This window comes from Arthrobacter sp. Soil_C_49, from assembly GCF_057656635.1.
In genome coordinates this window covers 31011-43027 of record NZ_JBDGJZ010000017.1, presented here as the reverse complement: position 1 = coordinate 43027, position 12017 = coordinate 31011, and the positions used below count along the sequence as shown (strand labels likewise).

The following is a 12017-nucleotide window of genomic DNA, read 5'->3' as shown; positions in this document are numbered from 1 at the left end:
CCGAGCAGCACAGGTACAGGCTGTTCCAGTCCTGCCCGCACTATCGTCCTAAACACCCAGAAAGGGAGAACCATGTCCTCCACAGCCCCAGCAAAACGTGTTGCCGTCATCGGCGGCGGCATCCTCGGCGCATCAACCAGCATGCACCTCGCACGGGGTGGCGCCCACGTGACCCTTGTAACCGCCGGGCCCCTCGCGAGCGGGGCCTCAAGCCGCTCCATCGCGTGGCTGAACTCCTCCGGGGCCCGGTCCGCGGACTACCACTACCTGCGGATGCTTGCCATCGACCGGTACCGTACCTGGACTGCGCACCACCCCGAGAGCCGGGGCTACATCAGGTTCGATGGCGCCATGAAATGGGCCGGACCGGATGAGACATTCCGCGAGACCTTCGCCTTTGAGCGTTCAACGGGGTACGACTCCGTCTGGATCAACCGCCACGACGTGTCCCGGATCGCACCCGACGTGAACGTTGAGGCGGTGGCCGAGGAAGGTGCCATTTACAACGCGGGAGAAGGCTGGGTGAATATGCCCGACTTCATCCCCGCGCTGGTCGCCGAAGCAGTGGCCAACGGCGCTGAGGTCATCGAGAACGCCGGCGACGTGCGGGTGGACGTTCAGGACGGCGCCGCGTACGGCGTCATACTCGGCGACGGGACCAGGCTGGCGGCAGACCAGGTGGTGCTGGCAACCGGCGGTGACGTTCCTGGCCAACTCGCCGCCTTGGGGGTGACGGTCCCGGATGCCACCCCTGCCGCCTTCGTGCTGTTCACGGATCCGGTCGACTTCGAAGTAAAAACAGTGCTCAATACCCCGCGCGTGGCGGTGCGGCCCACTCCCGACGGCCGCCTGGTACTCGATGCCGATTGGGCCGAGCAATCCATCATTGTCGAGGACGATGGTTCCCTCACGGTTCCCGAAGCGTCCGTGCAGGGCTTGCTCGACGAGGCATCGAAGGTCCTTGCCGGAAACCCCCGGCTGACCGCGCAGAAAGTAGGCGCAGGGCTGAAGCCCATTCCGGGCGACGGCGAACCCGTAGTTGGTCCGGTGCCGGCTATTTCAGGACTGCACACGGTGTTCACTCATTCGGGTGCAACGCTCGGGCTGATCCTTGGAGAACTCCTCGCTGAAGAGATCCTCACCGGAACCCCCTCTCCGGTGCTGAAGTCCTTCCGCCTGGACCGGTTCGACGCCGGCACCACGGCGCCTGAAGCAGTGGGTACGGGCGCCTGGGCGCCGGTACCGCAGAAATAGCAGACTGTGGGCGGGGAGTGGCGAAGGCTTTCACCACTCCCCGCTGTGGCTTAGGTCCGGACTACTGCACTCCCTCATGCGGGGGCGGCCCCACTGAGCCCCGGCTCGCCGCCCATTATGAGGCTGCGCGGGGATACTCGCTGGAAGGACGCCGGTACATGTAGTAGTCCCCGTACTACCAAGACGCATCCGACGGCGGGAGGGGCCCAACAGCCCCTCCCGCCCTGATTCTTTTCAGATAGCGGGCAAGGGACCCCGTCTCATGGCGGTCCATCAAGCACAGTTAGTCCGTTTCAGGCCCTTCGCAAAAGTGGCAGCCGTCGTCGCAGGCGTCCAGGGCCTCCCCTGCTGCCGACCTGTGCGCGGGCTGGTTTTCGTTGTACTCCATCGGTTCCTCTCAGCTTTAAGACCGGGCCGGCGCGTTGGCTAGCGTGCGAGACGCCACGCTTGTTGGTGGACGGTGTGACCACTGGGAAGGTCCGGGGACACGGAAACAGTGAAAGACCAGTAGTCATGCTGGGTTACAAGCACGCCACCTCCTCGGCTGCGGCACGCAGTCGAAGCAATTGCCACCGCTGCACCGAGATCTTGCTGAAGCGTAGCGGCGTCATCGGCGTCTACTTCAAGCATGCTTTCTGACATCTGGATCAAGGTCATGACTGGTACCCCTGTCGATGGATTAATGGTGCGTCATTGCCACCCCTTTGTGGCGACGATCACGAGAATATTATAGACCTGCTGTATACGAATCGTCTACAACGGCACGAGCGCGCTGTGTCACGGACTCGGCAGGTGCTCGAACCGGAATCACTGTTGGCTGGCGTAGCCTTCCCAGGCTGCGCGCGCAGAAAGCGCCTGCCGGGTTGTACCGGTCCGATGCCGGGCCTGCCGGTTGGTTGGCGTGCTTGGGCAACGGCGATAATTCCGCGAGGGTCGAAGGGGGCCAGCAGGGCGATGCGTACGACTATGGTCAGCGGCGCTGCCGCGGGCACCAGCCTAAACACAATGTCACGAGTGCCGATTGCGTTCTTCTTGGTTCCGTCCTTGGCGCAGCGCTGGCGTGTGGCGTCGGTGCCGCATTTTTTTAGTGAAAGGCATTCACTAACTATTGATTTGAATCCCACCCCCGTCAAGGCGTGGTCCACCATCAGTATTTTTATAGTGGACAAGTTGTATACGAGTGATTTACAGTTTTTGCACGGCTCAACGTGAGTTGAATCACGAAGGCCGCATTGTCCGGCACTTGGCCTTCTCCGCAACGGTGCGAAGTAGGCATCCGACCCTGAAAACCATCGAGGATTTCCATGAGCAATGTGTCCCAACAGGCGCGAGCGGTGCGTAAGCACACCTCCCTCCCCGCAGTTGCCGCATCCAGCCTCGCCGGCACCGCCGTCGAGTGGTACGACTTCTTCCTCTACGGCACGGCTGCTGCCCTTGTCTTCAACAAACTGTTTTTCCCAAGCGCGGATCCCTTCGTCGGCACCATGCTGGCCCTGGGCACCTTCGCAGCAGGCTTCGTCGCCCGCCCCCTCGGCGCCATCGTGCTTGGCCATCTCGGCGACAAGCACGGCCGCAAATCCACCCTTGTAGCAAGCCTGCTCCTGATGGGTGTGGCCACCGCTCTCATCGCCTTCATCCCGCCCTACGCCTCCATTGGCATCGCCGCTCCCCTGATCCTCCTCGTCCTTCGCCTGGTGCAGGGTTTCGCCCTCGGGGGTGAATGGGGCGGCGCTGTCCTGCTCGTCTCCGAGTACAGCGACGACAGCACCAAGCGTGCCTTCTGGGCCTCATGGCCCAATGTTGGTCCACCCCTGGGCAACCTCATGGCGGCTGGCGTCCTTGCTGTTCTGTCGGCAGCCATGCCACAGGCAGATTTCCTTGCCTGGGGATGGCGCATCGCCTTCGGGCTTTCGGCCCTGCTCGTGATCATCGGGCTGGTCCTGCGCCTCTATGTCCAGGAGACGCCGCTCTTCCTGGCTTCGCAGGCCAAGGCAGATGCCGAGCACGCCAAGCAGGCGAAACTGCCCCTGGCAGAGCTGTTCCGCGGCAACTGGCGTGAAATCCTCATCGCCACCGGCAGCCGGATGGGTGAGAACGCAGGTTTCTACATCTACTCGCTGTTCCTCATCACCTACGTCACCGAGATCCTGAAACTGGACCGCCAGACCGGCCTTACCGCCGTCATGATTGGCCAGGGCGTCGCCGTCATCGCGATCCCCATCCTGGCGATCTTCGCCGACCGTATTGGACGCAAGCCCATGATGATTGGCGCATCGGTGGCCACCGTGGTGTGGGGTTTCGCGTTCTTCGCCCTCCTGGATACCCGCCAGCCGGTCATGATCGTCCTCGCTGCCGTCGGCGGCCTGCTGATCTTTGCCGCCTACAGCTCGGTCATCGGGGCCTTCTTCTCCGAACTGTTCCCGACGAAGGTCCGCTACAGCGGAACGTCCGTCGCATACAACGTGGCCTCCCTGATCGCCGGTTCACTCTCCCCCATCATTGCCCTGGCCCTATACCAGGCTTTCGGCACAGGCCAGGCGATCGCCCTCTATCTCGTACTCATGGGCGTCATCTCGATCGTCTCGGTTTCCTTCGCCAAGGAAACCAAAAACATGAAGCTGAGCGACCTCGACGAACAGGCGGCCCGCAAGGTGGCACAACCATGACGTAACCGCCGTTCGTGGCGGCCACGCCGCCACGGACAGTACCAACTACCTGCCCGGTGAAGGCACCAGAACAGAGGACCCATGAGTATTATGCAGAAACCCGCCCGGACCGCCCCTGAAACGGCCTACCGGTGGCTCCGCCGGGAAATCTCAGCACTGCCATGGGACCAGGAAGCCTTCCTCACCGAAAGCGCCATTGCGGAAGCGTCGGGAGTTTCCCGCACGCCCGTCCGTGACGCGCTCCTGCGCCTTGAAGCCGCCGGGCTCCTTCGCAGGGTTCCACACAAAGGCGCCTATGTTCCAGCCCTAAGCGCGCAGGACATCGAAAGCATGATGGAAGTCCGGCAGGTGATCGAAGACTGGGCAGTCCGGAAGGTGACATCGCTTGACCGGTTGGGCGCGGAACTTGAACTGCTCCTGCAGCAGCAGCAGGACAGCCTGGCTGATCCTGTGGCGTTCATCGACTGCGACATCAGTTTCCACAAGCACATCGTGCACGCCGCCAACAACCGGTCGCTGGAGGAAGTCTACGACTCACAGCGCATCAAGCAACAACGCATGGGGGTCACGGCGGTCCAGGACAGCCGAGGCCGCAGCGATCACGTCGTGGACGAACACCGGGCCATTGTCGAAGCAATCCGCAGCAGGGATCCCTTGGCCGCCGCGGCGGCCGTTCGAAGCCACCTCGACTCCACCCTCACCGTCCTCAAAGCCATCCCAGCCTACGGAAACCGCGGCTGACGACCAATCGGGGCGCCGCCCCCATCATGAAGGAGCACCATGGACATCGCACTCGTCCAGCTGTCCAGTCCGGACGCTGAGACCCAGACCCAGCGCATTGAGCGCGCAGAAAAACTCCTGCGCGAGCAGGCCGGGGCGGACCTCATCGTCCTGCCGGAGCTTTGGAGTGCAGGCTATTTCCATTTCGACCAGTACCCGGCGCTGTCCGAGACGGTCAGCGGGCCGACGGTCAGCATGTGCGCTTCCGTAGCGAAGGACCTCGGCGCCTATATTCACGCCGGCAGCATCGTTGAACGTATCGATGGAGGTGCGCTGCGCAATACGTCGGTCCTGGTTAACCCGGAAGGGCATATTGTCCATGAGTACTCGAAGCTGCATGTCTTCGGCTACAAGTCCCTGGAGGCCGATCTACTCACGCCAGGCACCTCGCTCCCGGTCGCAGACACAGCTTTCGGGAAGATGGCCGGCACCACCTGCTACGATCTGCGGTTCCCCGGCCTGTGGTCGGAGCTAAGCCTGCGCGGGGCCGAGATCGTCGTGGTTCCCGCCGCCTGGCCGGCTGCGCGCCGTGAGCATTGGAAGCTACTGACCTCCGCCCGTGCGGTGGAGCACCAGGTCTTTGTCCTTGCCTGTAACGCCAGCGGCATCCAGGAAGGCGTCGAACTCGGCGGCACCAGCCGCATCGTGGATCCCGCCGGACGTCTTCTGGCGGAGGCCGGAACCGGCGAGGAGGTCCTGCGCGCCACCATCGACCCGAACCTGGTACAGGAGACCCGCCGCGAATTCCCGGTCATCGCCGACCGGCTTACCGATTACTCGGGCCTGACCCGCTGAGCAAGAAAGCAACTCTCATGAAGACCAGTACGGAAACCCTGACGTTCACTGTCGCCGGCACCGGCGAGACAATCGAACTCACCGACTACGACGCCATCGTCGCCGGTTACACCGGCCGTGACGCCGCCGCCGTCCAGCACCACATCGACGAACTCGCCGCGATCGGCGTCGCACCGCCGCCTGAAGTGCCCATGTTCTATGCCGTGGACAGCAGCACTGTCACCGCCGCAGCGGAGGTGAGCGCCGCGGGCGAGAAGACCTCTGGCGAAATAGAGCCGCTCTATATCCGGCACAACGGGCGCTACTACTTCGGCATCGCCTCCGATCATACGGACCGCCACATCGAAACCCGCGACATCGGTGAATCGAAGCGGGCGTGCCCTAAACCGGTGGCCGGAACCGTCATCCCCGTCTCCGACATCCAGGCCTTGTCGCTCGATGACTGCCGGGCGCGAAGCTGGGTGGACGGCCGGCTCTACCAGGACGGCACCCTGGACGGGCTGCGGACACCGGCGAATGTCGTCGAACTGCTCCTCGAACGGAATCCCATCGGGGAACGGGACTTTGTCTGCCTCGGCGGGACCCTGCCCGTCATCGGCGGCGACTTCATCTACGGCCGCGAATGGCGGATCGAAATCACCTTCCCGGACGGCACCACCATCGACCACACTTACACCATCACGAAAGGACACCAGTCATGAGGACCGGAGACGAATACATCAAGACGCTCAACGATGGGCGCACAGTACTGATCGACGGGGAGGCGGTCGACAACGTCGCCGAGCACCCCGCCTTCCGCAACGTGATCGGCACCATCGCCGAGCTATTCGACATCGCAGCCGACCCCGGGAACGGCATGCAGTACCACAGCGACGAAATCAACGGCACCGCCAACCGCGTTTTCAGCATCCCCCGTACGGCAGAAGAGCTGAAACTGCGCCGCCAAGCCGTTGAACGGTGGGCCAAGCACACCCACGGCTGGGTGGGCCGCAGCCCGGACCACGTCGGCACCTTCTTCGCCGCGTTCGGCGCGCACCCGGAGGTCTTCGAGGACTCAGAACGGGACTTTTCCGGCAACATCCGCCGCTACTACGAGCGGATTCTCGCCGAGAGTCTCTACGTTTCCTATGCGATCATTCCGCCGCAGGTCTCCCGCGCCACGACGGCGTCCGGCTGGGAAGGCGACTTCCTGCAGGTAGGCGTCGTGAGGGAAACCGAGGAAGGCCTGGTCGTCCGCGGCTCGCAGATGCTCGCCACCGGCGGCGCCATTGCCGATGAAGTCTTCGTTACCTGCATCAAGCCCCTGGGCCCCGATGATGTCGATTTCGCCATCAGCTTCGCCCTGCCTACTGCCACGGAAGGGCTGAAATTCCTCTGCCGGCGCCCGTTCGCCCCGGCGGCCACCAGCGAGTTCGACTACCCGCTGACCAGCCATTACGACGAACCCGACGCCCTGGTCATCTTCGAAGACGTCCTCGTGCCCTGGGACCGCGTCTTCATCAACCGCAACGTTGAAACCCTGCGCCGGCAGTTCTTCGAAACCGGAGCACACGCTTTGGGCAACTGGCAGGCCCAGACCCGGTTCACCACCAAGCTGCAGTTCATCGCGGCCGTGGCACGCAAGGTCACGCAGGTTAACGGCACGGACAAGATCCCAGGCGTCCAGGAGAAGCTCGGTGAACTCGCCGCCCTGGTTTCCTCTGTGGAGTCCGCCCTGCTTGCCGCGGAGTACACCGCCGAGGCCGATTCCTCCGGCATGCTGGTCCCCGGCAAGCGTGCCCTCTACGGGGCCATGGGCCTGCAGTCCGAAACCTACCCGCGCGTCATGGCGATCCTACGGGACCTGGTTGGCGGCGGCGTGCTGCAGCTGCCCTCCAGCGTGGTGGACATGAAGAGCTCCATCACCGCCCCCGACGTTGAGCGCTACATCGCTTCCCCCGGCGTGCCGAGTGAGGAGCGCATCAAGCTCTTCCGCCTGGCATGGGACATCATTGGGTCCGAATTTGCCGGACGCCACCAGCAGTACGAGCTCTTCTACGCCGGCGCGCCGTTCGTCGTCAAGGGCGTCTACACCTACCGCAACTACGGCTATGAAGCGCAGGTCGCCGAACTCGATCAGTTCCTCGCAGGTTACGGCGTGGACGGCCGCAAGGAGGACAACTAGCCATGGCAAAGCCCGAATTCGAATTCACCCCCACCTCTTCGGTGGATTTCACCCCCTGCAACCCGCACATTGAGGGCCTCTCCGAGGCTATCCTCGCCCGCGACGACTCAAACGACTCGGTTACCCGGATCCTCAAATTCGAACCTGGCACCGACACCTCCCCCAACGGGGTCCTGACCCACGATTTCTGGGAAGAGGTCTTCATCTTCGAAGGTTCCTTCGTTGACCAGCGCCTCGGGAAAACCTTCAGTGCCGGAGACTGGGCAACCCGTCCACCAGGCATGGAGCACGGCCCCTGGGTCTCGGAGAACGGCGCAAGGATGTTCGAAGTGCGCTACTACCAGAACGGAAAGAACTGACATGGGCGCCCCGGCAGCCTTCGCCGTCCCGGACGGGCTGGCCATGCGACGGACCATGGGAAGGTTCCTCACCGGCGTCGCCATTGTGACTACGGAGCACGGGGGCGAGCAGTACGGCATGACCATAAACTCGCTCACGTCCATCAGCCTGGATCCGCCGATCCTGATGATCTCGCTGAACTTCAACACCCGCACCGGTGATGCCGTACTGGCGAGCGGAAAATTTGCGATTTCCATCCTGGGCGCCAAGCAGGAGGCCGTTGCCCGGCAGTTCGCCCAGCGCGGCGGAGCGCGCTTCGAAGCCGGCGAGTTCGATACCACCGAGGGCGGTCTGTCCGTGATCACCGGCGCGTTGTCCCAAGCCGAGTGCAGGGTGGTCCACCAGTACGACATTGGTGACCACCAGGTTTTCTTTGGCCAAGTGACTTCCTGCCGGGACCGTGACGGCGAAGGCCTGGCCTTCAACGCCGGAAAGTTTGGCTCGTTCCGCGACTTCAACCACGACGCCATGCCCTGGACGTTCTAGCGCCAGAACCTCCAGTCCGTTGCATGATGCCGTCCCTGTTCCCGTTACCGGGCGCGGGGACGGCAGGAGCGTTTCAGCCCCGCCCGGCCAGGGGCTGACCACCGCCAACGGCGTGCGGCACAGGTCAGTAACCGATGATTGCCAACCGGGTCGAGTCCAGATGCGCGTCGATGGCTTCATGCGCCGACTCGACACTGCGTGTCCGCAATGCATCCACGATCATCTGGTGCTCACGGAGGACTTGTTCGGCGCGGCCGGCGCCCTGGGTTACGGCCAGGACACCGATCCGGAGCTGGCGTTGCCGGAGAGAAGAATAGAAATCGGCAAGGATCGGGTTACCACCTGCGCGGACCATCAGGGTGTGGAATTCGGTGTCCAGTTCAATGAACCGGGCCGGCTCGTCCTGAGCGTCCCTTTGCTGGTCAATGAGGCGCTGGAGCGCGTCGATTTGCCCTTCAAGTACATCGCCCAGCCCCAGGACGGCCCACTTCTCCACCACCGAACGCGCTTGGAGAATCGCACGGACCTCAGGGTCTGATATCGGCGGAACGTACGCACCTTTATGGGGGACGCGCTTGATGAATCCTTCAGCCTCAAGTCGGAGCAGTGCCTCGCGGACAGGAGTGCGGGAAGTTCCCGTTGACTTTGCCAGGACGGCTTCGTTGAGAAACGATTCCTCATCGCGGGGCAACTCCGCTATATAAGTTTTCAACCACTCATAAGCTATCTCTGGCGCTGACTGGTTGGACGGGGTTATTCGGATCATTCAAAGCCTTCCTCGCCTAGCCAGTATACGAGCGGCATTCATCCCGTCCATGACCTTCTGGAGACCCGAGGTCCGGGACGAAGTCCGGATCCCGAGCGAAATTTGTGGTATCCGACAACATTCCCTAGGGTGCAAAGCAATACTAAGTACGCTTAGCATTTCGGTCATCGGCCGAGGATTGCCAGTCTCGCCCATCCTGAGGAGAAATATTCGTGCCAGATAAGAGCAGCATCAACATCCCCGGCGTCCCGGCCAGCGAGCCTGCCGGCCTGGAAGAACCCACAACCCCGCGGGAGCCTCTGCCGCCCAAGCCGGACCAGCGGGGACCTGAGGCGGTCTCCCCCACCGGAAGCCCAACAGGGGCGCCGGCCACGTCACGCGCACAGTCCGGCCAGTACCTGACCACTGCCCAGGGGCATCGCCTTCGCGATACCGACCACTCCCTGAAGGCCGGTTCGCGCGGGCCCATCCTGCTGCAGGATCACCACCTGCGGGAAAAGATCACCCACTTTGACCACGAGCGCATTCCGGAGCGCGTGGTCCACGCGCGCGGCGCCGGAGCCCACGGCGTGTTCCGCTCCTACGGCACTGCAGCCAACATCACCCGTGCAGGGTTCCTGGCCAAAGACGTAGAGACTCCCGTCTTCGTCCGGTTTTCCACCGTACTGGGGTCCCACGGCTCTGCCGATACTGTCCGTGATACCCGCGGATTCTCCACCAAGTTCTACACCGACGAAGGCACCTATGACCTGGTGGGCAACAATATCCCTGTGTTCTTCGTGCAGGATGGCATCAAGTTCCCGGACATCGTGCACGCCGCCAAGCCCCATCCGGACCGGGAGATTCCGCAGGCGCAGAGTGCCCACGACACGTTCTGGGACTTCGTGTCCCTCCACACCGAGGCCCAGGCGCACACCATGTGGAACATGTCCGACCGGGGAATCCCGCGTTCCTACCGGACCATGGAAGGCTTCGGCGTCCACACCTTCCGCTTCGTCAACGCGGAAGGCCGCACCACCCTGGTGAAGTTCCACTGGAAACCAAAGCAGGGCGTTCACTCGCTGGTGTGGGAAGAAGCGCAGATCATCAACGGGATGGATCCGGACTTCCACCGCCGGGACCTCGCCGACGCCATCGAAGCGGGCGCCTACCCGGAGTGGGAACTCGGGGTCCAGACCTTCCCGGACACCGAAGACCAGATGTTCGAAGGCATCGACCTGCTGGACCCCACCAAGTTCGTACCGGAGGAACTCGCTCCGGTGCAGCCCATCGGCGTCATGATCCTTAACGCCAACCCCACTAATTTCTTCGCCGAAACCGAGCAGGTGGCGTTCCACCCCGGCCACCTGGTCCCCGGCATCGACGTCACCAATGATCCACTGCTGCAGGTACGCCTCTTTTCGTACCTGGACACCCAGATCTCGCGCCTGGGTGGCCCCAACTTCGGCCAGATCCCCATCAACCGCCCGCAGGCCCCCGTGAATGACATGTTGCGGGACGGGATGCACCAGCAGGCAGTCCACGGCGGAGTCGCTCCTTACCGGCCCAACTCGCTCGACGGCGGCTGCCCGTTCCTCGCCGGTCAGGATGTCGGGTCGTTTATTGACGTGCCGGAGGAACTGGCGGCCTCCATCAAGGAGCGCAGAAACCCGGCGTCCTTTGACGACCACTACAGCCAGGTGGGCCTCTTCTTCCGCAGCCTGAGCCCCGTGGAACAGGACCACGTGATTCAGGCCTACACGTTCGAGCTGGGCAAGTGCTACGAAAAGTCCATCCGGGAACGGCAACTGGAGGCTCTGGCCAACGTGGACGCCGGACTGTGCGCCGCCGTAGCCAAGGGCCTTGGCCTGCCCGTCCCCGCTGCAACGGAACAAGTGCCTGAGTCCGAGCCCAGCCCTGCCCTGTCCCAGGTGGGCAAGACCTGGCCTGTTGCCGGGCGGATCGTCGGGATCCTGGCCGATGAGGGCAGCGACCTTGCTGCCGTGCACGCCGCACGGCAGGCTTTGGACGCCGAGGGCATAGTCCCGCTGGTTATCGCTCCGGCAGCCGGCTTCCTGGGATCGGAGAACGACGGCGGGGTCCCCGTGCAGCGGACGTATCTCACCGCGCGCTCAACAGAGTTTGATGCGGTCATCGTTGCCGCGGCTGCCGCTCCGGCTCCCGACGCCGCACCTGGGCTTGACGCTAAGGCTGGCGCGCCCGGCGGTGCTCTGGATCCGCGTGCCGTGCTGCTGCTGACGGAGGCGTTCCGGCACGCAAAGGCCATTGCCTCCCTGGACAGCAGCTCAGCGGCTTTGACTGCGGCAGGCATCCCGCAGGATGCTCCGGGCATTGTTTCCAGCAAGGAGGTTGAACCCCTGATAAAGGAACTGGCCGCCCTGCTGGCCGCCCACCGGGTGTGGGAACGGTTCCCGGCAACATCGGCCTAGGCAGTTGCCGCATAGGCGCCCCGGGCATCCGGGGTGAAGTCCTCCCCATCGGCTCAGCCGACGCACACCCTTCACCAGCCGTATCAGCTTTGTGAAGGGTGGTCAGCGGCGGCCGGTGGGGTGGGCGGCAGGTCCGCCATCAAGCAAGGCCTTCACACATTTTTCCGGGCCGCAATCCTCATTCCCCAACTCCCCGCTGGCTCAATTCGCGTATTTGGGTGACGCCTGCGCCGCCGTTCCGGAAACTGGCACTGCATCTTTCTGCTCCTGCACGCCCG

10 protein-coding genes are annotated in these 12017 nt (G+C 63.5%); 9 read left to right on the top strand and 1 reads right to left on the bottom strand.

Annotated features, from left to right (window positions below; genetic code table 11):
• Positions 1-72 precede the first annotated feature (72 nt).
• The 8 genes from AC3A4Z_RS20400 (at position 73) to AC3A4Z_RS20365 (ending at position 8544) form a co-directional block, all read left to right on the top strand.
• Positions 73-1254, top strand: a complete 1182-nt coding sequence (locus AC3A4Z_RS20400) for an NAD(P)/FAD-dependent oxidoreductase (protein WP_498713824.1) — start codon at positions 73-75, stop codon at positions 1252-1254.
• Between the two features lie 1304 nt (positions 1255-2558).
• Positions 2559-3920 (top strand): MFS transporter, encoded by a 1362-nt coding sequence (locus tag AC3A4Z_RS20395; protein WP_498713822.1) that lies wholly within the window; start codon positions 2559-2561, stop codon positions 3918-3920.
• A gap of 81 nt (positions 3921-4001) precedes the next feature.
• Complete coding sequence (locus AC3A4Z_RS20390) at positions 4002-4661, top strand: GntR family transcriptional regulator (protein ID WP_498713821.1); 660 nt, start codon at positions 4002-4004, stop codon at positions 4659-4661.
• Positions 4662-4700: 39 nt separating this feature from the next.
• Positions 4701-5495: a carbon-nitrogen family hydrolase gene (locus AC3A4Z_RS20385; RefSeq protein WP_498713819.1), complete on the top strand. Its 795-nt coding sequence runs from the start codon at positions 4701-4703 to the stop codon at positions 5493-5495.
• Positions 5496-5512: 17 nt separating this feature from the next.
• On the top strand, positions 5513-6196 hold the full coding sequence (locus AC3A4Z_RS20380; RefSeq protein WP_498713817.1) for a DUF2848 family protein: 684 nt from the start codon (positions 5513-5515) through the stop codon (positions 6194-6196).
• Positions 6193-7659 (top strand): 4-hydroxyphenylacetate 3-hydroxylase family protein, encoded by a 1467-nt coding sequence (locus AC3A4Z_RS20375; RefSeq protein ID WP_498713815.1) that lies wholly within the window; start codon positions 6193-6195, stop codon positions 7657-7659. Before AC3A4Z_RS20380 ends, AC3A4Z_RS20375 begins: the two co-directional genes overlap by 4 nt.
• 2 nt (positions 7660-7661) lie before the next feature.
• On the top strand, positions 7662-8018 hold the full coding sequence (locus AC3A4Z_RS20370) for a cupin domain-containing protein (protein ID WP_498713814.1): 357 nt from the start codon (positions 7662-7664) through the stop codon (positions 8016-8018).
• A gap of 1 nt (position 8019) precedes the next feature.
• The gene (locus AC3A4Z_RS20365) at positions 8020-8544 is read left to right on the top strand and encodes a flavin reductase family protein (RefSeq protein WP_498713813.1); all 525 of its coding nucleotides are present in this window, start codon (positions 8020-8022) and stop codon (positions 8542-8544) included.
• A gap of 124 nt (positions 8545-8668) precedes the next feature.
• On the opposite strand, the gene AC3A4Z_RS20360 is transcribed toward AC3A4Z_RS20365, so the two are convergent.
• On the bottom strand, positions 8669-9256 hold the full coding sequence (locus AC3A4Z_RS20360; protein ID WP_498713812.1) for a GntR family transcriptional regulator: 588 nt from the start codon (positions 9254-9256) through the stop codon (positions 8669-8671).
• 266 nt (positions 9257-9522) lie between these two features.
• Here AC3A4Z_RS20360 and AC3A4Z_RS20355 point away from each other — a divergent pair, with 266 nt between their 5' ends.
• Positions 9523-11739: a catalase gene (locus AC3A4Z_RS20355; RefSeq protein ID WP_498713810.1), complete on the top strand. Its 2217-nt coding sequence runs from the start codon at positions 9523-9525 to the stop codon at positions 11737-11739.
• Positions 11740-12017 lie beyond the last annotated feature (278 nt).

Bases quoted from the DNA above. Each gene is read 5' to 3' on its own strand.
- AC3A4Z_RS20400 (WP_498713824.1), top strand. From the start codon at position 73: ATGTCCTCCACAGCCCCAGCAAAACGTGTTGCCGTCATCGGCGGCGGC.
- AC3A4Z_RS20395 (WP_498713822.1), top strand. From the start codon at position 2,559: ATGAGCAATGTGTCCCAACAGGCGCGAGCGGTGCGTAAGCACACCTCC.
- AC3A4Z_RS20390 (WP_498713821.1), top strand. From the start codon at position 4,002: ATGAGTATTATGCAGAAACCCGCCCGGACCGCCCCTGAAACGGCCTAC.
- AC3A4Z_RS20385 (WP_498713819.1), top strand. From the start codon at position 4,701: ATGGACATCGCACTCGTCCAGCTGTCCAGTCCGGACGCTGAGACCCAG.
- AC3A4Z_RS20380 (WP_498713817.1), top strand. From the start codon at position 5,513: ATGAAGACCAGTACGGAAACCCTGACGTTCACTGTCGCCGGCACCGGC.
- AC3A4Z_RS20375 (WP_498713815.1), top strand. From the start codon at position 6,193: ATGAGGACCGGAGACGAATACATCAAGACGCTCAACGATGGGCGCACA.
- AC3A4Z_RS20370 (WP_498713814.1), top strand. From the start codon at position 7,662: ATGGCAAAGCCCGAATTCGAATTCACCCCCACCTCTTCGGTGGATTTC.
- AC3A4Z_RS20365 (WP_498713813.1), top strand. From the start codon at position 8,020: ATGGGCGCCCCGGCAGCCTTCGCCGTCCCGGACGGGCTGGCCATGCGA.